This is a genomic window from Leclercia sp. LSNIH1 (assembly GCF_002902985.1).
In the GTDB taxonomy this organism is placed as follows: domain Bacteria; phylum Pseudomonadota; class Gammaproteobacteria; order Enterobacterales; family Enterobacteriaceae; genus Enterobacter.
In genome coordinates this window covers 3,031,001-3,055,223 of the sequence record NZ_CP026167.1, presented here as the reverse complement: position 1 = coordinate 3,055,223, position 24,223 = coordinate 3,031,001, and the positions used below count along the sequence as shown (strand labels likewise).

Here is a 24,223-nt window from a genome sequence, read left to right as displayed (position 1 = left end):
TCGCCTGCGCCGGTTTATCCGATAATAGGCGGCTTTTTTATGTCAGGCTGAATAATGACCGATTACTTACTGCTCTTTGTCGGCACGGTGCTGGTAAACAACTTCGTTCTCGTGAAGTTCCTTGGCCTGTGCCCATTTATGGGCGTATCCAAAAAGCTCGAAACGGCAATGGGGATGGGGTTGGCCACCACCTTCGTGTTGACCCTCGCCTCGATCTGCGCCTGGTGGGTAGATACCTGGATTTTAATCCCCCTTGGCCTGACCTATCTGCGCACGCTGGCCTTTATTCTGGTTATCGCTGTGGTGGTGCAGTTCACCGAAATGGTGGTGCGTAAAACCAGCCCGGCGTTATACCGCCTGCTCGGCATCTTCCTGCCGCTGATCACCACCAACTGTGCGGTGCTCGGCGTGGCGCTGCTCAACATTAACCTTGGGCACAATTTCCTGCAGTCGGCGCTGTACGGTTTTTCCGCCGCGGTCGGCTTTTCGCTGGTGATGGTGCTGTTTGCAGCGATCCGCGAACGCCTGGTCGCGGCTGATATCCCGGCACCGTTTCGCGGTAACGCCATCGCGCTGGTTACCGCTGGTCTCATGTCTCTGGCCTTTATGGGCTTTAGTGGTCTGGTGAAGTTGTAATGAATGCAATCTGGATTGCCATTGCTGCCCTCAGTGTTCTGGGGCTGCTGTTTGGCATCATTCTCGGTTACGCCTCACGCCGCTTCGCGGTGGAGGATGACCCGATTGTCGAAAAAATTGATGAGCTACTGCCGCAAAGCCAGTGCGGGCAGTGCGGCTACCCTGGCTGTCGCCCCTACGCAGAGGCGGTGGGCAGCGGCGGCGAAAAAATTAACCGCTGTGCGCCTGGCGGCGAAGCGGTGATGCTGAAGATTGCCGAACTGCTGAACGTCGACCCCCAGCCGGTCGATGGTGATGAAAGCGCGCAGGAGCCGGTGCGCATGCTGGCGGTGATCGATGAGCCTAACTGCATCGGCTGCACCAAATGTATTCAGGCCTGCCCGGTAGATGCCATTGTGGGCGCCACGCGCGCCATGCATACCGTGATGGAAGACCTGTGTACCGGCTGTAACCTCTGTGTCGCCCCCTGCCCGACCCAGTGCATTGAGTTACGCCCGGTAGCCACCACGACCGATAGCTGGAAATGGGATCTTCAGACCATTCCGGTGCGCATTATTCCTGTGGAACAACATGCTTAAGTTATTTTCTGCCTTCAGAAAAGAGAAGATCTGGGATTTCGATGGCGGTATTCATCCGCCAGAGATGAAAACCCAGTCCAGCGGTACGCCGCTGCGCCAGATCCCGCTGGCCAACCGTTTTGTTATCCCCCTGAAGCAGCACATCGGTGCTGAGGGTGAGCTGTGCGTTAAACCTGGCGACAGCGTGTTACGCGGCCAGCCGCTGACCTTTGGACGCGGACGTATGCTGCCTGTGCACGCCCCTACCTCCGGCACCGTGGTGGCGATTGCGCCCCATACCGTTGCCCACCCTTCCGCCCTCTCTGAGCTGTGCGTCATCATCGACGCCGATGGCGAAGATCGCTGGATTGAGCGCGACGGCTGGAGCGACTACCGCAACCACAGCCGCGAGGCGCTGATCGAGCGCATTCATCAGTCTGGCGTCGCCGGTCTGGGCGGCGCGGGCTTCCCAACCGGTAACAAACTGCAGGGCGGCGGCGACAAGATCAAAACCCTGATTATCAACGCCGCCGAGTGCGAGCCGTACATCACCGCGGACGATCGTCTGATGCAGGACTGCGCCGCGCAGATCGTCGAGGGCATTCGTATTCTCGCGCACATTCTGCAGCCGCAGGAGGTGCTGATCGGCATTGAAGATAACAAACCGCAGGCCATCTCCATGCTGCGTGCGGTGCTGGCGGGCAGCCATGATATCAGCCTGCGCGTTATCCCCACCAAGTACCCCTCCGGTGGCGCAAAGCAGCTGACCCAGATTTTAACCGGCAAGCAGGTCCCGCACGGCGGTCGTTCTTCTGACATTGGCGTCCTGATGCAGAACGTCGGCACCGCCTATGCCGTTAAACGTGCCGTTGTTGACGGGGAGCCGCTTACCGAGCGCGTCGTTACCCTTACCGGGGAATCGGTTAGCCGTCCCGGTAACGTCTGGGCGCGTCTGGGCACGCCGGTTCGTCATCTGCTGGATCAGGCCGGGTTCTGCCCGAGCGCCGAGCAAATGGTAATTATGGGCGGGCCGCTGATGGGCTTTACCCTGCCCTGGCTGGATGTCCCGGTGGTAAAAATCACCAACTGCCTGCTGGCGCCGTCCGTCAGCGAGATGGGCGAAACGCAGGAAGAGAAAGGCTGCATTCGCTGCAGCGCCTGTGCCGATGCCTGCCCGGCGGATCTGCTGCCTCAGCAGCTCTACTGGTACAGCAAAGGGCAGATCCACGATAAAGCGAAATCCCACAACCTGGCCGACTGCATTGAGTGTGGCGCCTGCGCCTGGGTCTGCCCGAGCAATATTCCGCTGGTGCAATATTTCCGCGTCGAGAAAGCCGAAATTTACGCGATCGCCCAGGAAGAGAAACGCGCAGCCGAAGCCAAAGCACGGTTTGAAGCGCGCCAGCAGCGCCTTGAACGCGAGAAAGCCGCCCGAGAAGCGCGCCATAAGAAAGCGGCAGTTCAGCCTGCGGCAAAAGACCAGGATGCCATTAATGCTGCCCTGGCGCGTGTGCGCGAGAAGAAAGCCACCGCGACAGAAGATGTGGTGATCCCGGCGGGTCAGCGCCCGGATAACAGCGAGATGATTGCCGCCCGCGAAGCGCGCAAAGCAGAGGCCCGCGCCCGTCAGGCGGAAAAAGCGCAGGCTGCCGCCGCATCAACAGAAACCGATCCGCGTAAAGCGGCGGTCGAGGCCGCCATCGCCCGCGCAAAAGCCCGCAAAGCGGCGCCACCGGAAGAGACTCAGGCCGAGCCTGCTCCGGTGGATCCGCGTAAAGCCGCGGTCGAAGCGGCCATCGCCCGGGCGAAAGCCCGCAAAGCGGCGCCACTGGAAGAGAACCAGAGCGAGCCAGCGCCAGTCGATCCGCGTAAAGCGGCGGTCGAAGCGGCCATCGCCCGGGCGAAAGCCCGCAAAGCGGCGCAGCCGGACGATATTCAGGTTGAACAGGCTCAGGTCGACCCGCGTAAAGCGGCCGTCGAAGCGGCGATTGCCCGGGCCAAAGCCCGTAAAGCCGCGCCGCCGGAAGCAAAACAGGAAGAACCCGTACCCGTCGACCCGCGTAAAGCCGCGGTCGAAGCCGCCATTGCCCGGGCAAAAGCGCGCAAGGCGGCGCAACAGGAAGAAGAGCCGGCAGCCAATGACGATCCACGCAAAGCGGCAGTGGCTGCCGCCATCGCGCGGGTACAGGCGAAGAGAGCCGCACAGCAGGCAGTTAACGAGGATTAAATGGTTTTCAGAATCGCAAGCTCCCCTTATACCCATAACCAGCGCCAGACATCGCGCATTATGATGCTGGTCTGCCTGGCCGCACTGCCGGGCATTGCCGTACAGCTCTGGTTCTTCGGCTGGGGTACGTTGCTGCAGATCATCCTTGGCTGTGTGAGCGCGCTGGCGGCCGAAGCGCTGGTACTCAAACTGCGAAAAATCGCGGTGGGCAAAATTCTGGCGGACAATTCCGCCCTGCTCACCGGCCTGCTGCTGGCCATCAGTATTCCGCCCTTCGCCCCCTGGTGGATGGTGGTGCTCGGCACCGTATTTGCGGTAATCATCGCCAAGCAGCTCTATGGCGGCCTCGGGCATAACCCGTTTAACCCGGCGATGATTGGCTATGTGGTGCTGCTGATCTCCTTCCCGGTGCAGATGACCAGCTGGCTGCCGCCGCATGAGATTGCCGCGACGGTGCCAGGCTTTATGGATGCCGTGCAGGTGATCTTCTCCGGCCATACCGCCAGCGGCGCGGATATGAACACCCTGCGTCTGGGGGTGGATGGCATCAGCCAGGCGACGCCGCTCGATACCTTCAAAACCTCTCTGCACGCGGGTCACAGCGTAGAGCAGATCCTCCAGTCGCCCATTTACAGCGGCGTGCTGGCAGGCGCGGGCTGGCAGTGGGTTAACCTGGCGTACCTGGCCGGTGGCCTGTTCCTGCTGTGGCAGAAAGCGATCCGCTGGCATATCCCGGTGAGCTTCCTGGTAACGCTTGCGGTCTGTTCCGGGCTGGGCTGGTTCTTCTCGCCGGCGTCGCTGGCGTCGCCGCAGATCCATCTGCTCTCCGGCGCGACCATGCTGGGTGCTTTCTTTATTCTGACCGACCCGGTAACGGCCTCTACCACCAACCGTGGGCGCCTGATTTTTGGCGCGCTGGCCGGTTTGCTGGTGTGGCTGATCCGCAGCTTTGGCGGTTACCCGGACGGCGTGGCCTTTGCCGTGCTGCTGGCGAACATCACCGTTCCGCTCATCGACTACTACACGCGTCCGCGCGTGTACGGCCATCGCTAAGGATCTGCCATGTTAAGAACGATGCAAAAACACGGCGTGACGCTGGCGCTCTTTGCCGCCGTGCTCACCGGCATGACCGCGCTGGTCAACGGCTTAACCAAATCCACCATTGATGAACAGGCGGCCCGTCAGCAAAAAGCGCTGTTTGACCAGGTGATCCCGGCAGATATCTACGATAACGATCTGCAGAAGAGCTGTTATCTTGTCCAGACGCCAGCGCTTGGCAAAGGCACCCACCGTATTTTTATCGCCCGTAAAGGCGATACGCCGACCGGCGTGGTGATGGAGGCCACCGCCCCGGATGGATACTCCGGCGCTATCAGGCTGCTGGTGGGCACCGATTTTTCCGGCACCGTGCTGGGTACGCGCGTGACCGAGCACCACGAAACGCCAGGCCTTGGAGATAAGATTGAAACCCGCTTAAGCGACTGGATTTTGCATTTCGCTGGTAGAGTGATCCACGGTATTGACGATCCGGCGTTCGCGGTGAAAAAAGATGGTGGTGATATCGATCAGTTTACCGGTGCGACCATCACCCCACGTGCGGTAGTGAACGCCGTTAAACGTGCGGGGGTTTACGCACAATCGCTGCCTGCGCAACTTAACAATCTGCCCGCCTGTGAGGAGCGTTCATGAGCCAGGTAAAAGAGGTTTTTGTTCAGGGGCTGTGGAAAAACAACTCCGCGCTGGTACAGCTGCTGGGGATGTGTCCGCTGCTGGCCGTCACCTCCACCGTTACCAACGCGTTGGGCCTTGGCCTTGCCACCACCTTGGTATTGATCCTGACCAACCTGTCGATCTCTGCCCTGCGCCGCTGGACGCCGTCAGAGATTCGTATTCCGATCTACGTGATGATTATCGCCTCGGTGGTGAGCGTCGTGCAGATGCTGATCAACGCCTGGGCCTTTGGCCTCTATCAGTCGCTGGGGATTTTTATCCCGCTGATCGTCACCAACTGTATCGTGGTGGGCCGCGCCGAAGCCTTTGCGGTGAAAAACGATCCGCTGATTTCGGCCCTTGATGGCTTTGCCATCGGCATGGGGGCGACCGGGGCGATGTTTGTCCTGGGCGCCATGCGTGAAATCCTTGGCAACGGTACCCTGTTCGATGGCGCAGATGCGCTGCTGGGCAGCTGGGCCAAAGTTCTGCGCATTGAGGTGTTCCACACCGATACGCCGTTCCTGCTGGCGATGCTGCCCCCTGGCGCGTTTATTGGCCTGGGGATGATGCTGGCAGTAAAATACCTCATTGACGAGAAACGTAAACGCCGCGCTGCCACGCGCAGCGCAGAGGAAGGGATCCCTGAGAAGGCCTCATGAACAAAGAGAAACGTTTAACCATTTTGCAGCGCCTGCGTGAGAATAACCCGCACCCGACCACCGAGCTGAATTTTACCTCGCCCTTTGAACTGTTGATCGCGGTGTTGCTCTCCGCGCAGGCGACCGACGTGAGCGTCAATAAAGCCACCGCGAAGCTCTACCCCGTCGCCAACACGCCTCAGGCGATGCTGGAGCTGGGCGTTGAGGGGGTAAAGTCGTACATCAAAACCATCGGCCTGTTTAACAGCAAAGCCGAGAATGTGATCAAGACCTGCCGGATGCTGATAGAGCTGCACGGCGGTGAGGTACCGGAAGATCGCGCGGCGCTGGAAGCACTGCCTGGCGTGGGCCGTAAAACCGCCAACGTGGTGCTGAATACCGCCTTCGGCTGGCCGACCATTGCCGTGGATACTCATATCTTTCGTGTCTGCAACCGAACGAACTTCGCTCCGGGCAAAAACGTGGAGCAGGTCGAAGATAAGCTGCTGAAAGTGGTTCCTGCGGAGTTCAAGGTCGACTGCCATCACTGGTTGATCCTCCACGGACGCTATACCTGCATTGCGCGTAAACCGCGCTGTGGCTCCTGTATTATTGAAGATCTCTGTGAATTTAAAGAGAAAACCGACCACTGAAACCGTCATTCGACGGTTTTTTTATCACCTGAAAACCTTATATTAAGCACGAGTATCTTTCAGGCTCGCCTTTTGCAGTTTTTCTGTCTGAGCAAAAGTTTACGGTTCGCGCATTGTGCGGCTATATAACAATCAAACAGGTTAATTGTTTTTTCGTCAGCAAAATTTTCTATATAAATGTGATGGCGATCACTCTGTTCACACGCTGTTAATTTTATGTGTCAAAATGGCTACTAAAGCCCTACAGCATCGAGAAATACCCCCTTCTCAACCGTAGATATGTCCGGTTATTTTTCAGAACATAGGCCATATCACTGCCCAACACCTTTTACAGCAGAACATATCGCCATACGGCGATTTTCTCCCCTACTGAATAGTGAAAAAAACCAGTTTCACCGAAACGGTAAAATTTAACGCTAAATAACATTTAGGTTTCTGGCGCATTATAGGGCTTGAGTTAAATGTAACAGACTATTACAAACGTCTTGCCAGACGGGTCAGGATAGTGAACATTACCCGCCGTTTCCCCTCCCACTATAACTATAAAGCGGATGGACTACGGTCATCACGCTATGAACACCCCCGTTAATATGGGATGTAAAAAAAGAGGTATATGTGTCTACTGCAAACAATAAACCAGCTGAAGAGAGCGTAAGTCTTAACGCTTTCAAACAACCTAAATCGTTCTATCTCATATTCTCTATTGAGCTGTGGGAGCGTTTTGGTTACTACGGTCTGCAAGGGATCATGGCGGTTTACCTGGTGAAACAACTGGGTATGTCCGAAGCCGATTCCATCACCCTGTTCTCTTCTTTCAGTGCTCTGGTCTACGGTCTGGTCGCAATTGGTGGCTGGCTGGGCGATAAAGTACTGGGAACCAAACGTGTCATCCTGCTGGGCGCCATCGTTCTGGCGATCGGTTATGGTCTGGTAGCCTGGTCCGGTCACGATGCCGGCGTGGTTTACCTGGGTATGGCGACCATCGCGGTGGGTAACGGCCTGTTCAAGGCGAACCCGTCTGCCCTGCTTTCTACCTGTTATAAGAAAGATGACCCGCGTCTGGACGGTGCATTCACCATGTACTACATGTCCATCAACATTGGCTCCTTCTTCTCCATGCTGGCAACCCCGTGGCTGGCAGCAAAATTCGGCTGGAGCGTGGCGTTTGCCCTGAGCTTCGTCGGTATGCTGATCACCGTGGTGAACTTCCTGTTCTGCCGCAGCTGGGTGAAAGAGTACGGTTCAAAACCTGACTTTGCGCCGGTACAGATGGGTAAATTGCTGGCGACGCTGGTTGGTGTTGTCGTGCTGGTTGCTATCGCCACCTGGCTGCTGCACAACCAGGGTATTGCCCGTGCGGTGCTGGGCGTGGTTGCGCTGGGTATCATCTGCATCTTTGCAAAAGAAGCCTTCTCCATGCAGGGCGCGGCGCGTCGTAAGATGATTGTTGCCTTTATCCTGATGGTTGAAGCGATTGTCTTCTTCGTGCTGTACAGCCAGATGCCAACGTCTCTGAACTTCTTCGCGATCCGTAACGTTGAGCACTCTATCCTGGGTATCGCGTTCGAGCCTGAGCAGTTCCAGGCCCTGAACCCGTTCTGGATCATGGTAGGTAGCCCGATCCTGGCTGCCATCTACAACAAGATGGGCGACCGCCTGCCAATGCCGCACAAGTTCGCGGTGGGCATGGTGCTCTGCTCGGGTGCCTTCCTGGTACTGCCGCTGGGCGCGGAATTCGCCAGCGACGCGGGTATCGTTTCCGTGAACTGGCTGATCCTGAGCTACGCCCTGCAGTCTATCGGTGAGCTGATGATCTCCGGTCTGGGCCTGGCGATGGTTGCACAGCTGGTTCCACAGCGTCTGATGGGCTTCATCATGGGTAGCTGGTTCCTGACCACTGCCGGTGCTGCCATCATCGCCGGTAAGATCGCCAACCTGATGGCTGTGCCTTCTGATGTGACCGATCCGCTGCAGTCGCTGCATGTCTATGGTGACGTGTTCCTGCAGATTGGTATCGCCACTGCGGTTATCGCTGTGCTGATGATGCTGACTGCACCAAAACTGAACCGCATGACTCAGGACGACGACAATACCGCTAAAGCGAGCAACACCGCCGCCGTGTAATGTCATCGGGAAACGACTGACTACAAGCCGCTAACTGTGCGTTAGCGGCTTTTTTTTTATTATGGGGCGCACTAACATAGGGTAAACCTACGTAAACAGGAGTGACCGATGAAACTGTTCTATAAACCAGGCGCCTGCTCTCTTGCCTCCCATATTACGCTGCGCGAGAGCGGTAAAGACTTCACCCTCAACGGTGTTGATCTGATGCAAAAGCGTCTGGAAAACGGCGATGATTTTTTCGCGGTGAATCCTAAAGGCCAGGTTCCGGCCCTGCTGCTGGAAGATGGCACCCTGCTCACCGAGGGTGTTGCCATTATGCAGTACCTCGCGGACAGCGTCGCGGATCGCCAGCTACTGGCGCCAGCCGGCACTATCGCCCGCTATAAAACCATTGAATGGATGAACTACATCGCCACCGAACTGCATAAAGGTTTTACCCCGCTGTTCCGCCCGGACACCCCGGAAGAGTACAAGCCGATCGTTCGCGCCCTGCTGGAGAAGAAACTGCAGTATGTGAACGCGTCGCTGAAAGAGGATCAGTGGATCTGCGGGCAGCGCTTTACCATTGCCGATGCGTATCTGTTTACCGTCCTGCGCTGGGCACGGGCCGTGAAGCTGAACATGGAAGGATTAAGCCACATTGACGCCTATATGGCGCGTATGGCGGAGCGGCCTGCCGTGGCGGCAGCACTGGAAGCGGAAGGGTTAAAGTAAGAGAGCGGTTTATTGCCGGGTGGCGCTGACGCTTACCCGGCCTACGAGCTCTGTAGGCCCGGCAAGCGCAGCGCCGCCGGGCAATGAGGTCAAAGCTGGGTCGCGCTAAAAACGTGTTCCGGCTTCGCAATCCGGTCCTGTGCGGCCACCACCTGCAACTCGTACTCCTGCAGGGCTTTGGTGGCGATCATAATCTCATACACCGCCGCCGTGACGTGCTCAAGCGCATCACGCACCGTTGCCCCCTGCAGCAGTTTCACCAGCAGCAGACCGCTGGTCACATCGCCCACGCCCACCGGCTGACGGCTGCCAAAATCCACCAGCGGACGGCTGATGTGCCAGGCTTCATCTTTGGTCACCAGCAGCATCTCAAAGCGATCCGGGCTGATTCCGGCGCGGGCCAGATGTTTCACCAGCACGATTTCCGGCCCCATCGCAATCAGTTCACGGGACGCCGCAACGGCCTCCTCCACGCTGTTCACCGGATGTTCACAGAGGATCTCCAGTTCAATGAGGTTTGGGGCGATGATGTCGCTGGCCGGGAGAGCGTGACGCACGTGAAACTCCGCCACGCCTGGCGCCACGATACAGCCTTTTTCCGGATGGCCCATCACCGGATCGCAGAAATATTTCGCCGCCGGGTTCGCCGCCTTCACCTGGCGAACAATACCGAGAATATGCTCGCCCTGCTCGGCTGATCCAAGATAACCGCTCAGCACGGCATCGCAGGTTTTGAGTTTGTCGATATCAGCGATGCCCTGAACAATCTCTGTAAGATGAGCGGGCGGCATCACGCAACCGGTCCATTTGCCGTATTGCGTATGGTTGGAAAACTGAACGGTATTTAACGGCCAGACATTGGCCCCGAGACGGCGCATCGGAAATTCTGCGGCGCTGTTGCCAGCATGCCCAAAAACGACGTGGGACTGGATGGCGAGGATATTCTTCATTTTCTTACCACAACCCTGAAAAAATAAAGGGGCGTGGTTTCCCACGCCCCTGTGCTTTTATGATTATTTCCAGCAAACCAGACAGTAATTCTTTTTACCGCGACGCAGCAAGGTATAACGACCAAACAGGCGATCGCTGTCAGCGAAGACGTACTCCGCGTCAGACTGTTTTTCACCGTTAATGGTGATGGCGTTAGAGGCGATGGTTTTACGCGCCTGGCCACGGGACGGCTGAAGCTCAGAGTCGACCAGGGCCTGCATCAGATCGGCGCCTTTTTCCATCTCCACCATTGGCACGCCATCCTGCGCCAGCTGTTCGAAGTCTGCTTCGCTCAGATCGCTCAGGGTACCGTTAAACAGGCTGGCGGTAATGCGCTTGGCCGCCGCTAAGCCCTCTTCGCCGTGAACCAGCTTAGTGACCTCATCGGCCAGCACGTACTGGGCGCGTGGCGCTTTACCGCTGTTTTTGTCTTCTTCTTCAAGAGCATTGATCTCTTCAATGTCCATAAAGGTGAAGAACTTCAGGAAGCGATAAACGTCAGCATCTGCGGTGTTGATCCAGAACTGGTAGAACTTGTACGGGCTGGTTTTCTTCGGATCGAGCCATACCGCGCCGCCTTCAGTTTTACCGAACTTGGTGCCGTCCGCTTTGGTGATCAGCGGAACGGTCAGACCGAAGACCTGATTCTGGTGCAGACGACGGGTCAGATCGATACCGGAGGTGATGTTACCCCACTGATCGGAGCCGCCAATCTGCAGCGCAACGCCGTGCAGCTTGTTCAGACAGGCAAAGTCATACCCCTGCAGCAGGTTGTAGGAGAACTCGGTAAAGGAGATGCCCTGATCGTCACGGTTCAGACGCTGCTTCACCGCTTCTTTGTTGATCATCTGGTTAACGGAGAAGTGTTTACCGATATCCCGCAGGAAGGTCAGCACGTTCATGCTGCCAAACCAGTCGTAGTTGTTCGCAGCGATCGCGGAGTTTTCACCACAGTCAAAGTCGAGGAATGGCGCGACCTGTTTGCGGATTTTCGCCACCCACTCCTCTACGGTATCCGCCGTATTCAGTTTACGCTCAGCGGCTTTGAAGCTTGGGTCACCAATCAGACCCGTTGCGCCACCGACCAGAGCCACAGGCTTATGGCCAGCCAGCTGGAAGCGTTTCAGGCATAACAAAGGAACCAGATGCCCCAAATGCAAGCTGTCAGCGGTAGGATCGAAGCCGCAATAGAGCGCGATCGGGCCTTGCGCCAGTCGCTCTGCTAACGCTTCCTCGTCCGTCACCTGGGCTACCAGCCCCCGCTCTTGCAATTGTTTAATCAAGTTACTGCTTGCCATCAAATTCTCCATGTATAAAACGACTGCACCTTTGCCGGTACACGACTTTTCGCCAGACGCGAAAGGTACATAGAATAAAGCGCTGACCAACGTAGCGCCAGCGCTTAAGAGAACAAATTTCGGGGATTAGGGTGCCAGCCGATCGATTTTCCACGCGCCGTTATCGCGCTGATAGATAAACCTGTCGTGAAGGCGATGTTCACCGCCCTGCCAGAATTCCATCTGCTGAACGGAGACGCGGAAGCCGCCCCAGAAACTCGGCAGCGGCACTTCGCCCTGCTGGAATTTCTGTTTCAGCTCAAGGAACTTGCTCTCCAGCACGCCGCGGGCAGAGATACGGCTTGACTGTTTAGAGACCCAGGCGCCAATCTGACTGTCCCGCGGACGGCTGTGGAAATACTTCACCACTTCAAGGGTTGAGAGACGTTCAACGGAGCCGGTGACCATCACCTGGCGCTCCAGCATATGCCACGGGAAGAGCAAACTGATACGCGGGTTGTTTTCCAGATGCTGCGCCTTACGGCTGCCAAGGTTGGTGTAGAACACCAGTCCTTTGTCATCGTAATGTTTGAGCAGCACGATGCGCTGCCAGGGTTGGCCATTTTCATCGACGGTGGCAACCACCATCGCGGTGGGATCGGCAAGTTGTGCTTCACAGGCCTGTTTTAGCCAGTGCTCAAACAGCACCAGCGGCTCGGCGGGGAGATCCTGGCGACGCAGGCCGCCTTTGGTGTATTCGCGCCGCAGGTGCGCAATTTTCTGCAATTCGTCGTTATCTGACATGGCGTTAACTGACGTTGACAATGGGTGACGCTATTGTGCGCCGCCCCCTGCAAAATCTCAACGCTTCGGATTTTCGATCTGACAATTGTTCAGCACAATGCGATCGCGCTTGTAGACCGTTGCACTGTCGCCTTTCGACCAGAAGACATACACCCCGTCGCTATATCGGGTCCCGGAAGCGGAGATCCCCTGTTTCAGCGTCAGCAGCTTATTGTCGTACACGAAACTGACTTCCTGACGGGGATTATTGAGCTTAACGGTCAGGGGCTTTTCGTCGCACTGATAGGCCAGCGTGTCGGTTTGCATGCGCTCGACGAACTGGTTGTAAACGCTACAGCTCGCCAGCAGAAAGGGAGTAAAAGCAAGAAGCAGTTTTTTCATGGGTAAATTCCGATGACTTTCCTGGTCCCGGAGGGCGCGTAGGCCCTCCCGTTTTTTCGGCTATTCTTACCCACAGCAGGCTTAAGTGAAATTCGGTTAACTCTGATTTTGCCGCGGATTCGCTGGAAAAACAGCACCTAACACGCTCGCTTCACGGGCTCCGGTTACCGAGGGTAAGTTCCCCGGCAGACCAGCCACCGTGCGCCACGCCAGCCAGGCAAAGGCCAGCGCCTCCATGTCATCGCCGCTGATCCCTGCTTTGTCGGTGGTGGTTACCTCCGTGCCCGGCAGCAGACCGGCGAGACGGGTCATCACCAGTGGGTTACGGCTGCCGCCGCCGCACACCAGCAGACGCTCGCAGCCCCCGCTCAGCAGCACCTGTTCCGAGACCGAAACGGCAGTAAGCTCTGCCAGCGTGGCCTGTACATCCTCAGGCGCCAGGCCCGGGAAGTTCGCCAGCTGACGCTCAAGCCAGCCGTAGTTGAAGTATTCGCGGCCAGTGCTTTTCGGCGCCGGTGCGGCAAAATAGGGATCGCTGAGCATGCTTTGCAGCAGCGGGATAATAACTTTACCGCTGCATGCCCACTGGGCGTCTTTATCGTAGGCTTTACCCGCCTGACGCCAGATCCAGGCGTCCATCAGCATATTTCCCGGCCCGGTGTCGAAGCCGCGTACCGGCTGGCCTGGGATCAATAAAGAAAGATTGGCGATGCCGCCGATGTTGAGCACCATGCGGCGCTCCGTCGGATGCGCCAGCAGGGCGTGGTGGAACGCGGGGACCAGCGGTGCGCCCTGCCCGCCGAGGGCCATGTCGCGGCGGCGGAAATCCCCCACCACCGTCACGCCGGTTTTGGCGACGATCTGGTTGTTATCGCCTATCTGCAACGTATGCGGCGCGTCGCCGCCCGGCTCATGCCAGACCGTTTGCCCGTGACAGCCGATCGCCACCACATCCTGCGGACGAAGATTCTCCTGGTTCATCAGCGCCAGCACCGCATCACCAAACAGGCGTCCGAGCTGCGTATCAAGCTGCCCCAGCTGCGACAGCGTCAGCTGTTGGCCCTGACAGATATTCAGGATCGCCTGTTTCGTCTCCTGGGGAATAGGCCAGCTAAGGCTTGCCTGCTGGGCAACCATATTCTCGTCTATTGCCGCCAGGACGACATCCACACCATCCAGACTGGTTCCTGACATTACGCCAATGTAGCGACCCGATTTCATCCGTTTTCCTTAATCCGTTTGGGCTGATGACTCACTCCACCATAAACCGATTATCAATGCTACGATGGACTCATACTTTTTAACAATAGCTGGCGCTGGGCGTCATTCCAGGAATAATCCGTATCTCCTGCAGGGTGACATCGTCGCTTGTATAGCTATGGTTGAGTGAGAATCGAGTACCATTCTGATTGTGTTTGAGCAAAGATAGGATTTATGGCACCCGATGCCATATAATTTAGCCATAACGGATGCTCAACGAGCGTTTTTGGTGAACAGGAGATTCAAATGATTTTACGTGTACTGGCCGTTTCGCTGGTTGGATTCACTCTGGCTGGCTGTGTTAATGACAACTCCCTGTCCGGGGACGTTTACAGTGCCTCTGAGGCGAAACAGGTTCAGAATGTCACTTACGGCACCATCGTGAACGCGCGCCCGGTACAGATTCAGGGTGGTGATGAGAACAACGTGATCGGCGCACTTGGCGGTGCGGTACTGGGTGGCTTCCTCGGTAACACCGTGGGTGGCGGCACAGGCCGTTCACTGGCAACCGCGGCAGGTGCCGTAGCCGGTGGCGTTGCGGGTCAGGGCGTCCAGGGTGCGATGAACAAATCCCAGGGCGTTGAGTTAGAGATCCGCAAGGATGACGGCAGCACCATTATGGTGGTCCAGAAACAGGGCAATACGCGGTTTGCTGCTGGTCAACGTGTGGTACTGGCCAGCAACGGCAGCCAGGTCACCGTCTCCCCACGTTAATAACGTTATGGGCGTGGTCATCCGATCACGCCCCGCACCATTAAGCATTACTAATATAAATATATTAATTTAATACATTCACATTATTTATATTTAATTCTCGTACCGCTTGTTCCTGCGCAAAGTATTCCCCCTGCGCTTATGAGATGATTCGCAAATCCTTTTTTCTTTATTTGAAATATTTATGCTTGCGATAAATCATTATATTAAGAACAAGTATGCGCAGTTCTTTGTGGGCTGCTTTATTGTCATCGGAATTTTACACTCTCTTTTTTTTGGCCTGGTCGGAAAGACGGCGTCATTTTCCCCGTTTCTCTTTCCTATGCTCACCATTTTTTTACTGGTATTTCACCTGTTTATCGCCTGTTTCATGGTGATGAAATACTGGTGCGACAGAATGCGTTTATATCTGATGTCCTTTGCCTTTGCCTTCGTCGGTTCGGCTTTGTTGATGGTGGGAACGCTATCCAGCTTCCCGGCGTGGCTGGATCTGTATCAGTTCAACGTTGTTAACTATAACGACGCCATGATCTACTTCGCGTTCCGTCATCTGCTGATGGCCGTGCTTTTTATCGTTGCGGCTGTGCTGTACGCTATCCGCAGCCGACCACTGTCGCGAATTTTCCATCTTTCGATAATTTCAGGCATGTTTATATTTACGGCCCTGATTGTGATCCTCGCCTGGCTCTACTCCAGCAACGTGGCTTTATTATCATTAGATTTGGTCGACAACGACACCCGGCAATATCTGTTGCTGTGGAAACGGCCGATTAACATTACGCTCATCGCGTTCTGGATTATTGCATTGGCGATATTGTTGCGTACGACGCGGGTGCGCAATCTGTTCTGGGTGGGCGGGAATTTCTTATGCCTCTGTTATATCGCCACGCTTGCCATGCTGTTGTCAGGCGGACACGCAGAAGATATCTCATGGTATCGCGCACGGTTATTTGAAGCCGTTGCCACGCTGCTGATTATGTTTGTCCTGCTGTATGACGTATTTAATCTTTATCGCGAATCGCATCTGAAGTATCAACAGTCTTACCAGAACTCGATTCGCGATCCGCTGACCCGGCTCTACAACCGTAGCTATTTCTATGATGCCCTGAACCACGCCCTTCATACGGTAAAACCGACGGAGCCGGTCTCGGTTATCGTCAGCGATCTCGATCGTTTTAAGCGCATCAACGACTGCTATGGACACCTGCAAGGAGATAAGGTTTTGCAGTTTGTCGCCCAGTTGCTGATGGATTCCGTCCGGCCAAATGACGTTGCGGCGCGTATCGGGGGAGAAGAATTTGTTCTGCTGTTAACCCATACCCCCCCTGAAGCGGCGCGCCAGGTTGCGGAGCGGATACGCTTAAAACTGAGCAGCTTCGATAAAGCCAGCTCCGACGGACAACTTCCCGAGCCCATCACCATCAGCATGGGCGTGTTTACCGCCATAGAGAACATCAGCGCGGAAGAGTGCGTCGGGCGTGCAGATAAAGCGATGTACGAGGCAAAAGAGAGCGGACGTAACCGGGTGGTCGTGTTCCAGTAAAGAAAAAGCCTTGCGTTCGCAAGGCTTTTTTAAAGGTTAGTCGCGGGACTGTAACTCATTGATATTGTGCTCAAGCCGGGCTACCAGCGAGATCAGCAGTTCCAGTTCGGCAGGCGTGATCCCGGAGAGGATCTCACCGCGCGTTTTGCTGATCACCGCCTCCATCTCTGTGATGATGGGGGTGGCTTTCTCAGTGAGTTTAATCCGCTTGGCACGACGATCGCTGGCGCAGGTCTGGCGTGAAATCAGCCCCTTCTCTTCCAGTTGATCGAGCGTTCGTACCAGTGATGGCTGCTCGATGCCAATCGCTTTTGCCAGTTGGATCTGTGACTGGTCGGGTGGCAGCTGATGGATGTTATGCAGCGTGACCCAATGCGTCTGTGTCAATTCCAGAGGTTTCAGGCGATGGTCAATCAGAGCACGCCAGATGCGTACTAACCTTGCCAGATCAGAACCTAGTGGCGATTCCAATTTCATCTCCTTATAATTAGCTTGCTAAGTTATTATACTGATTTTAGAATAGTGTGCAGCATTTATATTGCCAAAACAAATGCAATACTGCATACATCCTTGATGAGAGTCTGATTTACACTTTGTTGTGACGCCCCAGCGCGTTATGCGGCCGCGCTTTTTGGCCACGACCCATTTGCAAAGGAACCGGCACGTGACGCTCACGCTTAACGCCTCGGGGTTACCGCTTCAGGATCTGATAGTAGGTGCCTCGGTTTACTTTCCCCCTCTGTTCAAAGCGGTGATGCTGGGTTTTATTCTCTGGCTGGTCACCCACCGCTTGCTGCGCGACTGGATCTATTCCGGTGAAATCTGGCACCCCATGCTGATGGATCTTTCGTTATTCGTCCTTGCAGTCTGCCTGGGCCTGGTTCTGCTCATTGTGTGGTGACTATGCTTATGAAAACAATTAAATATTTTTCATCATTACTGGTTCTGGCCGTGGCGCTTATCGCCGGATGGTGGCTATGGAATTATTATATGCAGTCCCCCTGGACCCGGGACGGAAAGGTGCGCGCCGAGCAGGTCAGCGTGACGCCCCAGGTTTCCGGCACGATTACCACCCTGCACATTAAAGATAACCAGTTTGTCCATGCGGGAGAGGTGCTCTTCAGAATTGATCAGACCCCGTTCCATATTGCAGTGCTTAACGCCGAGGCGCAGCTGGCAAAAGCTCAGTCCGATCTCTCAAAAGCCAATAATGAAGCGAACCGGCGCCGCCACCTGTCGCAAAAATATATCTCCGCCGAAGATCTGGATACCGCCAATATTAACGTAAAGGCGATGCAGGCCAACGTAGCGGTGGCTGAAGCGACGCTAAAACAGGCGCAGTGGCAATTGACCCAGACGGTGGTTAAAGCACCGGTGGACGGCTGGGTCACCAATCTTTCAACCCGGGTGGGTGATTACGCCTCCACGGGCCAGCCGGTGTTCGCCCTGGTCGACAGCCACTCCTTTTACGTGGTGGGCTATTTTGAAGAGACCAAGCTCCGGCATATCCGTGAGGGTGCGCCGGTGCAGATCGTACTCTACAGCAGTGCGCAAACGTTACAGGGTCGCGTATCGAGTATTGGTCGGGCTATCTACGATCAGAGCGTGGAGACCGATTCAGGGCTGGTGCCCGACGTGAAACCCAATATTCCCTGGGTGAGGCTGGCGCAGCGCATCCCGGTGCGCATCAGTTTCGACAAGCTACCGCCTGACCTGACGCTGGTCTCCGGCACCACCTGTACCGTCTCTGTGGGAACCGCCCGGTGAACCTCCCCGCTTTTTCATGGCGCAACCTGCCGTGGATAAAGGCGACCCCGGCGCAGTGGCGCTACGCCCTGCGCAACGGGATAGCGATGTGCCTGGCTCTCACTGTCGCCTACTGTCTTAACCTCGACGAACCCTACTGGGCGATGACCTCGGCGGCGGTGGTCAGCTTCCCGACCGTTGGCGGTGTGATCAGTACAAGCCTTGGCCGCGTGGCGGGCAGCCTGCTCGGTGCCACCGCTGCGCTGATTATTGCCGGTCATACGCTCAACGACCCGTGGCTATTTCTGTTCAGCATGGCGGCCTGGCTGGCGCTTTGCACCTGGGCCTGCGCCCATTTCACCAATAACGTCGCCTATGCCTTCCAGCTGGCTGGATACACCGCGGCGATCATCGCGTTCCCGGTCATTGATATTCTCGACACCACCCAGTTGTGGGATATCGCCCAGGCCCGCGTGTGCGAAGTTATTATTGGCATCCTTAGCGGCGGGGTGATGATGATGATCCTGCCCAGCACCTCCGACGGCAAAGCCCTCATCACCGCGCTGAAAACCATGCACACCCGGCTGCTGGAGCACGCCAGCCTGCTGTGGCAGCCCGACAGTAACGATGCTATTCGCCTGGCCCACGAGAAGGTTATCGCCCAAATCCTGACCATGAACCTGCTGCGTATCCAGGCTTTCTGGAGCCACTACCGTTTTCGCCGCCAGAATGCCCTGCTTAATTATCTCCTCCACCAGCAGCTTCGGATGACCAGCGCCATCTCCAGTCTGCGCCGCATGCTGCTGAACTGGCCTAATCCGCCCGCCCACACCCGGGAGGTTATCGATCAACTCCTCGCCGCCCTTGCCCGTCCTGACGCCGATTTTTATACCGTGGCGCGGATCCTTGCTCCACTGAGGCCAGGCACCGACGCGGATTACCGCCATCGTGCCTTCTGGCTGCGACTACGCTATTTCTGCCGTCTGTATCTACAGAGCAGCCGCTGGATAAAAGCCGTTGAAACCGCGACGCCGATAACAGAATTTATCGTTCCCCGCAGCCCGGCGCTGGCCCGGCATACTGATAATCTGGAAGCGCTCTGGAGCGGCTTTCGCACCTTTTGCGCCCTTAGCCTGGTAGGCGCCTGGACCATTGCCGCCCAGTGGGATGCAGGGGGGGCGGCCCTGACCCTGGCCGCGATCAGCAGCGTGCTCTATTCGGTGGCGGCCTCGCCCTTTAATTCGCTCACGCTGCTGCTGCGCACCCTGATCCTGCTCTCGCTCTTCAGCTTTGTGGTCAAGTTTGGTCTGATGGTGCAGATCTCGGACCTCTGGCTGTTCCTGCTGTTTCTCTTCCCGCTGCTGACCACCATGCAACTTATGAAGCAGCAGATGCCCGCCCTCGCCGGTCTGTGGGGGCAGCTTATTGTCTTTATGGGTTCATTTATTTCAGTGACCAACCCGCCGGTGTATGACTTTGCCGATTTTCTCAATGACAACCTGGCAAAAATACTTGGCGTGGGGCTGACGTGGCTGGCCTTTGCGGTGCTGCGTCCGGGCTCCGATGCGCGTAAGAGCCGTCGTCACATTCGCGAATTGCGGCGCGGATTTGTCGATCAGCTGAGCCGCAGGCCGCGGCTCAGCGAGAATGGCTATGAATCGCTGGTCTATCACCATGTTAACCAGCTCAATAACAGTCAGGATGCGCTGGCGCGACGCTGGCTGCTGCGTTGGGGAGTGGTGCTGCTGAACTGCAGCCATGTGGTCTGGCAGTTACGGGACTGGGAGACGCGCTCGGATCCGCTGGCCCGGGTGCGCGACGTCGCCGTCTCACTGCTGCGTGACATCATGAGCGAACGCGGCGTACAGCAGCGTCCCCTGGCCGCCACGCTGGATGAGCTTCAGCGTATCTGTGACACTCTGTCGCATCATCCGCAGCCCGCCGGACAAGAGCTTGCGGCCCTGATCTGGCGACTGCACTGCTCGCTATCCCAGCTGGAACAGGCACCCGCACCGGGCACCCTCAGCGATCAAATCACCCCGCAGGCGTAGCGCTCCCCGCCACCGCCAAGAGGTTTAGGGTGATCCGACATATTATCCCCACCGACATGGATCATCAGCGCTTTGCCTTTTACCTCATCCAGCTTTTTGAGGCGCGGGGCAACGACCGGGTCGGTCGCTTTACCGTCATTGTTGACCACCAGCGCTGGCAGATCGCCTAAGTGGCCCATCCCCTCCGGCCCTTCATGTTTGCCGGTGTTATGGGGATCGAGGTGTCCACCCGCGGCCTCAGCGGCGGACGGTTTGCCATCTTTCATGGCCGGTTCGCAGGAGCCTTTGGCATGGACGTGATAACCGTGTTCGCCCGGAGGGAGGGCTTTGAGATCCGGGGAAAACTCCAGGCCTTTATCGGTTTCAGTGATGGTGACTGTCCCGATGGACTGGCCGATCCCCTGAGAGGTGACGAGGTTCATCTTTACTTCTTCGCTGGCAGCCTGCGCACCTGCACAAACCACCAGCGTTAACGCTGCCAGAGTAAATCGCTTCATATGACCTCCTTGGTTATTTTTTGCCCCTTAAGTTTATACCAGGGGCAACGTTTTAACCGGAAAGTCAGACAAATAGAGAATTACGGCACGTCGTAACCCAGCGCGGCTTTGCGGATGCGGAACCACTGCTGGCGGGTCATGTTCAGCTGCTCTGCTGCCAGCGCTGAACGTACACGTTCAATTTTGCCGGAACCGATGATCGGCAGCGGCTGGGATGGCAGACGTAAAATCCACGCATAGACCACCTGCTCGATAGTTTCGGCATTCAGCTCCTGGGCCACCTTCGCCAGCTCATCGCGCAGCGGCTGGAAGGCATCATCATTAAACAGGCGACCACCGCCGAGGCAGGACCAGGCCATCGGGCGAATACGCAGCTGCTGGAGCTGATCGAGGGTACCGTCCAGCAGCAGCGGCTGATAAACCGGCGAAATTTCAACCTGGTTAGTCGCCAGGGTGAACGGCAGACGCGACTGCAGCAGGGCAAACTGGGCTGGCGTAAAGTTAGAGACGCCAAAATGGCGCACCTTGCCGCTCTGGTGCAGGGCGAGGAGGGCTTCGGCAACCTCATCGGCGTCCATCAGCGGATCGGGACGGTGGATCAGCAGCAGGTCAAGGCGATCGGTCGCCAGATTCGTGAGGGACTGTTCTGCACTACGAATAATATGGTCGCGGTCGGTAATGTAGTGGCCGAGGGCATGCTCCGCTTTCGCCGTGGTGGCGATACCGCATTTGGTGACGATCTCCATACGCTCACGCAGCGCGGGAGAGAGCTTCATCGCCTCACCAAAGGCCGCTTCACACTCGTAGCCGCCATAAATATCGGCGTGATCGACAGTGGTGATCCCCAGATCCAGATGCTCTTCAATAAAACTGGCCAGCTCCTGGGCGGACATGTTCCAGTCCATCAGACGCCAGTAGCCCATCACAAAACGAGAAAACTCCGGGCCCTGCGGGGCAAGGGTAATACGCTGAACCATACCAATTTCCTTTAAAAAAAGTCTGGGGAGAGTATACGCGTTTGTGACGCTAAAAAAGTGAGGGCTGCTGAGGTTCTTCAGCTTCAGGGGGCTTGTTTGCGCGCAATTTACGCAAAAGACGCTGGCGGCACAGGCGCAGGATCTCCTGTTTCTGGGCATCGCTCATCGACTGCCAGTTAAAACGCTCTTCCCGGCTGCGCATACAGCCGCGACAAAACCCTCGCTCATCCGACTGGCAAATACCGCGGCACGGGCTCTGGACAGGAAAGAACTCCAGTTGTTCAGCCACACGCACCTCCCGAAACCCAAGATTCAGTAAAGTGAAGACCTTAAGCCGGGGTTACGCAAGAGGTCAACCACAGAATTGTGGCATTAAGGTTTCACTAATCTTCGCTCCCTATACTCGCCTCATCACTATTCTTGCTGGTTGACGATGATGCAGATGTTAAAAAAGTTACAGTGTAACGATACAAAATTTACGCTGGGCTGCGCGCTCCTGTTTACCCTGTTAAACGCCCTCTTTATTCACCGCAGCTGGCAGGTGATCGCCCCCGCCCGGCTGCATGATTTTGTCTTTGCCCTGACCGTGCCGCTGGTACTCTTCTGCGGCTGGGTCATCGTCTTCAGCATTCTGAATATTCCACTCATCCGCAAACCGCTGCTGGTGTTGCTCACCCTGGGATGCGCGGCGGCGACCTGGTTCATGTTTACCTACGGGGCGGTGATTGACCAGAATATGATGGTTAACGTCTTCGAGACCAACTCTCAGGAGGCCACGGCGCTTATCACTCCGCAGCTGGTGCTGTGGCTGGCGATCGCCGGGCTGGTGCCAGCCGCCGTGCTGGCGCTGATTCGTATTCGTCCGGGTAAGTGGTGGCAGACGCTGTTGATGCGCGTGGCGGCCATCCTCGCGAGCCTGGTGGTGATCCTTCTGGTGGCCGCACTCTTTTATAAGGACTACGCCTCGCTGTTTCGCAACAACAAAGGCATCGTCAAAATGGTGACGCCAGCGAACTACGTCAGCGCCATCGTTAAGTACAGCAAGGCGCGCTGGTTTGCCGGCGACCAGACTCTCATCCATCTCGGGGAAGACGCGCGTAAAGGCCCGGTGCTGCTGGCGCAGCAGAAAAAAACCGTGCTGGTGCTGGTGATTGGCGAGGCGTCCCGGGCTGAAAACTACTCCCTCAACGGTTACGGGCGTGACACTAACCCTGAACTGGAAAAGCAGGAGATGATTAACTTCCCGCAGGCCTCCTCCTGCGGCACTGAAACTGCCGTCTCCGTGCCGTGCATGTTCTCAGGAATGCCGCGCAAAAAATATGATGCCGATCTGGCCCATCATCAGGAAGGGTTGCTCGATGTGCTGGCCCACGCCGGGGTAAACCTGCTGTGGCGTGATAACGATGGCGGCTGCAAAGGGGCCTGTAATCGCATCCCGCATACCGACATGACCCAGTGGAAGCTGGATCAGTTCTGTAAGGATAAATCCTGTATTGATGACGTTAACCTCTATCGTCTGAATGAGACCCTTGATGGGCTTAAACAGGATACGGTGCTGGTGATCCACCTGATGGGCAGTCACGGCCCGGCCTACTATCAGCGCTATCCGGAGCAGTACCGCAAATTTACGCCGACCTGTGACACCAACCAGATCCAGGATTGCGATCACCAGGCGCTGATGAACACTTATGACAATACCATCCTCTATACCGACAGCGTGGTGAGTAAAACCATCGACGCCCTGAAGGCGCGTCAGGCGACGATGCACACGGCGCTGGTTTATCTCTCCGATCATGGCGAATCGCTGGGGGAAAACGGTCTTTACCTGCACGGTACGCCGTACATGCTGGCACCGTCGCAGCAGACGCACATTCCGTTCATGTTCTGGCTCTCGCAGGACTATAAAAAGAATTTTGGCGTGGATGCGCAGTGCCTGCGTAATCAGGCCGCGAAAGAGGCGGTGTCGCAGGATAATCTTTTCTCCACGGTGCTGGGGATGATGAACATTCGCACCTCCGTCTATCAGCCGCAGATGGATCTGCTTACCGCCTGTCGTCGAACGTAAGGCTTGCAATAGACCGATTGGTCTATTACATTGTCGACATGAATAAGCACACTGAACACGATACACGCGAACATCTCCTTGCGACCGGCGAGCGTCTTTGCATGCACCGCGGGTTCACCGGGATGGGTCTGAGCGAGCTGCTGAAAACCGCCGATGTGCCGAAGGGGTCGTTTTATCACTACTTCCGCTCAAAAGAGGCGTTTGGCGTGGCGCTGCTGGAGCGGCATTACGCGGATTACCATCAGCGTCTGGCCAGCCATTTCGCCAGCGGTCAGGGCAATTATCGCGATCGTGTTCTGGCTTATTATCAGGAGACGCTGGCCCAGTTCTGCGCCCAGGGCATTATCAGCGGCTGTCTGACGGTAAAACTCTCTGCTGAAGTGTGCGATCTCTCGGAAGATATGCGCACGGCAATGGATAAAGGGGCCACGGGTGTTATCACCCTGCTGGCGCAGGCGCTGGCGAAGGGGCGGGAGGAGAAATCCCTGGCCTTCGTCGGGGAACCGCTCACCCAGGCGCAGGTGCTCTACTCCCTGTGGCTGGGGGCCAATCTGCAGGCCAAAATGTCCCGCAGCGCGCTGCCGCTTGAGAGCGCGCTGGATCATGTCAAAACCATCATTGCTACGCCTGGCAGTTAACAGGCGTTTTTATTTCGC

The 24,223-nt window shown here is 56.6% G+C and carries 25 protein-coding genes; 16 read left to right on the top strand and 9 right to left on the bottom strand.

From position 1 onward, the window contains the following. Positions 1–54: 54 nt before the first annotated feature. The 9 genes from rsxA to gstA all read left to right on the top strand — a co-directional run bounded on the left by rsxA (position 55) and on the right by gstA (position 9,262). A complete protein-coding gene (gene rsxA / locus C2U54_RS15210) occupies positions 55–636 on the top strand; it encodes an electron transport complex subunit RsxA (protein WP_039029166.1) in 582 nt (193 codons plus the stop codon). Then, on the top strand, positions 636–1,214 hold the full coding sequence (rsxB, locus tag C2U54_RS15205) for an electron transport complex subunit RsxB (protein ID WP_103179387.1): 579 nt from the start codon (positions 636–638) through the stop codon (positions 1,212–1,214). Before rsxA ends, rsxB begins: the two co-directional genes overlap by 1 nt. After that, entirely contained in the window at positions 1,207–3,420 is a 2,214-nt protein-coding gene (gene rsxC / locus C2U54_RS15200; RefSeq protein ID WP_103179386.1) for an electron transport complex subunit RsxC, read from the top strand. The genes rsxB and rsxC overlap by 8 nt, the downstream gene beginning before the upstream one ends. Continuing rightward, positions 3,421–4,473, top strand: a complete 1,053-nt coding sequence (gene rsxD / locus C2U54_RS15195; RefSeq protein WP_103179385.1) for an electron transport complex subunit RsxD — start codon at positions 3,421–3,423, stop codon at positions 4,471–4,473. A gap of 9 nt (positions 4,474–4,482) precedes the next feature. Beyond that, positions 4,483–5,109: an electron transport complex subunit RsxG gene (gene rsxG, locus C2U54_RS15190; protein ID WP_103179384.1), complete on the top strand. Its 627-nt coding sequence runs from the start codon at positions 4,483–4,485 to the stop codon at positions 5,107–5,109. Then, entirely contained in the window at positions 5,106–5,792 is a 687-nt protein-coding gene (locus C2U54_RS15185) for an electron transport complex subunit E (RefSeq protein ID WP_103179383.1), read from the top strand. The genes rsxG and C2U54_RS15185 overlap by 4 nt, the downstream gene beginning before the upstream one ends. After that, on the top strand, positions 5,789–6,424 hold the full coding sequence (nth, locus tag C2U54_RS15180; protein ID WP_103179382.1) for an endonuclease III: 636 nt from the start codon (positions 5,789–5,791) through the stop codon (positions 6,422–6,424). Before C2U54_RS15185 ends, nth begins: the two co-directional genes overlap by 4 nt. Positions 6,425–7,039: 615 nt before the next feature. Continuing rightward, positions 7,040–8,548 carry a dipeptide/tripeptide permease DtpA gene (gene dtpA / locus C2U54_RS15175; protein WP_103179381.1) on the top strand — a complete coding sequence of 503 codons (1,509 nt, stop codon included), beginning with the start codon at positions 7,040–7,042 and terminating at the stop codon, positions 8,546–8,548. Positions 8,549–8,656: 108 nt separating this feature from the next. Further along, the gene (gene gstA, locus C2U54_RS15170; RefSeq protein ID WP_103179380.1) at positions 8,657–9,262 is read left to right on the top strand and encodes a glutathione transferase GstA; all 606 of its coding nucleotides are present in this window, start codon (positions 8,657–8,659) and stop codon (positions 9,260–9,262) included. A gap of 89 nt (positions 9,263–9,351) precedes the next feature. On the opposite strand, the gene pdxY is transcribed toward gstA, so the two are convergent. The 5 genes from pdxY to anmK form a co-directional block, all read right to left on the bottom strand. Then, positions 9,352–10,212: a pyridoxal kinase PdxY gene (gene pdxY / locus C2U54_RS15165; protein WP_103179379.1), complete on the bottom strand. Its 861-nt coding sequence runs from the start codon at positions 10,210–10,212 to the stop codon at positions 9,352–9,354. A gap of 63 nt (positions 10,213–10,275) precedes the next feature. Further along, positions 10,276–11,550 carry a tyrosine--tRNA ligase gene (gene tyrS, locus C2U54_RS15160; RefSeq protein ID WP_103179378.1) on the bottom strand — a complete coding sequence of 425 codons (1,275 nt, stop codon included), beginning with the start codon at positions 11,548–11,550 and terminating at the stop codon, positions 10,276–10,278. 126 nt (positions 11,551–11,676) lie between these two features. After that, positions 11,677–12,333 (bottom strand): pyridoxamine 5'-phosphate oxidase, encoded by a 657-nt coding sequence (gene pdxH / locus C2U54_RS15155; protein WP_103179377.1) that lies wholly within the window; start codon positions 12,331–12,333, stop codon positions 11,677–11,679. A 57-nt stretch (positions 12,334–12,390) separates the two neighbouring features. Continuing rightward, positions 12,391–12,714 carry a C-type lysozyme inhibitor gene (gene mliC, locus C2U54_RS15150; protein WP_103179376.1) on the bottom strand — a complete coding sequence of 108 codons (324 nt, stop codon included), beginning with the start codon at positions 12,712–12,714 and terminating at the stop codon, positions 12,391–12,393. Between the two features lie 96 nt (positions 12,715–12,810). Next, positions 12,811–13,935: an anhydro-N-acetylmuramic acid kinase gene (gene anmK, locus C2U54_RS15145; protein WP_103179375.1), complete on the bottom strand. Its 1,125-nt coding sequence runs from the start codon at positions 13,933–13,935 to the stop codon at positions 12,811–12,813. A gap of 285 nt (positions 13,936–14,220) precedes the next feature. Here anmK and slyB point away from each other — a divergent pair, with 285 nt between their 5' ends. Both slyB and C2U54_RS15135 read left to right on the top strand, forming a co-directional pair. After that, complete coding sequence (slyB, locus tag C2U54_RS15140) at positions 14,221–14,688, top strand: outer membrane lipoprotein SlyB (RefSeq protein WP_103179374.1); 468 nt, start codon at positions 14,221–14,223, stop codon at positions 14,686–14,688. A 184-nt stretch (positions 14,689–14,872) separates the two neighbouring features. Continuing rightward, the gene (locus C2U54_RS15135; RefSeq protein ID WP_103179373.1) at positions 14,873–16,231 is read left to right on the top strand and encodes a sensor domain-containing diguanylate cyclase; all 1,359 of its coding nucleotides are present in this window, start codon (positions 14,873–14,875) and stop codon (positions 16,229–16,231) included. A gap of 36 nt (positions 16,232–16,267) precedes the next feature. Here the strand turns inward: C2U54_RS15135 and slyA are convergent, their stop codons facing one another. Then, positions 16,268–16,708, bottom strand: a complete 441-nt coding sequence (gene slyA / locus C2U54_RS15130; protein WP_103179372.1) for a transcriptional regulator SlyA — start codon at positions 16,706–16,708, stop codon at positions 16,268–16,270. A 187-nt stretch (positions 16,709–16,895) separates the two neighbouring features. On the opposite strand from slyA, the gene C2U54_RS15125 reads away from it, so the two are divergent. From C2U54_RS15125 to C2U54_RS15115, 3 genes are read left to right on the top strand one after another with little or no spacing between them, the layout of a single operon-like run. Next, positions 16,896–17,132 (top strand): DUF1656 domain-containing protein, encoded by a 237-nt coding sequence (locus C2U54_RS15125; RefSeq protein WP_168192015.1) that lies wholly within the window; start codon positions 16,896–16,898, stop codon positions 17,130–17,132. Positions 17,133–17,134: 2 nt separating this feature from the next. Continuing rightward, positions 17,135–17,998 (top strand): efflux RND transporter periplasmic adaptor subunit, encoded by an 864-nt coding sequence (locus C2U54_RS15120; protein WP_103179370.1) that lies wholly within the window; start codon positions 17,135–17,137, stop codon positions 17,996–17,998. Further along, on the top strand, positions 17,995–20,028 hold the full coding sequence (locus C2U54_RS15115) for an FUSC family protein (RefSeq protein ID WP_103179369.1): 2,034 nt from the start codon (positions 17,995–17,997) through the stop codon (positions 20,026–20,028). Before C2U54_RS15120 ends, C2U54_RS15115 begins: the two co-directional genes overlap by 4 nt. Here C2U54_RS15115 and sodC read toward each other — a convergent pair. The 3 genes from sodC to C2U54_RS15100 all read right to left on the bottom strand — a co-directional run bounded on the left by sodC (position 20,007) and on the right by C2U54_RS15100 (position 21,791). Further along, entirely contained in the window at positions 20,007–20,525 is a 519-nt protein-coding gene (sodC, locus tag C2U54_RS15110; protein WP_103179368.1) for a superoxide dismutase [Cu-Zn] SodC, read from the bottom strand. The two genes, C2U54_RS15115 and sodC, sit on opposite strands and share 22 nt — an antisense overlap. 80 nt (positions 20,526–20,605) lie before the next feature. Next, complete coding sequence (locus C2U54_RS15105; protein WP_103179367.1) at positions 20,606–21,502, bottom strand: aldo/keto reductase; 897 nt, start codon at positions 21,500–21,502, stop codon at positions 20,606–20,608. A gap of 49 nt (positions 21,503–21,551) precedes the next feature. Continuing rightward, a complete protein-coding gene (locus tag C2U54_RS15100) occupies positions 21,552–21,791 on the bottom strand; it encodes a DUF1289 domain-containing protein (protein ID WP_103179366.1) in 240 nt (79 codons plus the stop codon). Positions 21,792–21,938: 147 nt separating this feature from the next. Here C2U54_RS15100 and eptA point away from each other — a divergent pair, with 147 nt between their 5' ends. After that, a complete protein-coding gene (eptA, locus tag C2U54_RS15095; RefSeq protein ID WP_103179365.1) occupies positions 21,939–23,567 on the top strand; it encodes a phosphoethanolamine transferase EptA in 1,629 nt (542 codons plus the stop codon). Positions 23,568–23,605: 38 nt separating this feature from the next. Next, entirely contained in the window at positions 23,606–24,205 is a 600-nt protein-coding gene (locus tag C2U54_RS15090) for a TetR/AcrR family transcriptional regulator (protein WP_103179364.1), read from the top strand. Positions 24,206–24,223: the final 18 nt, after the last annotated feature.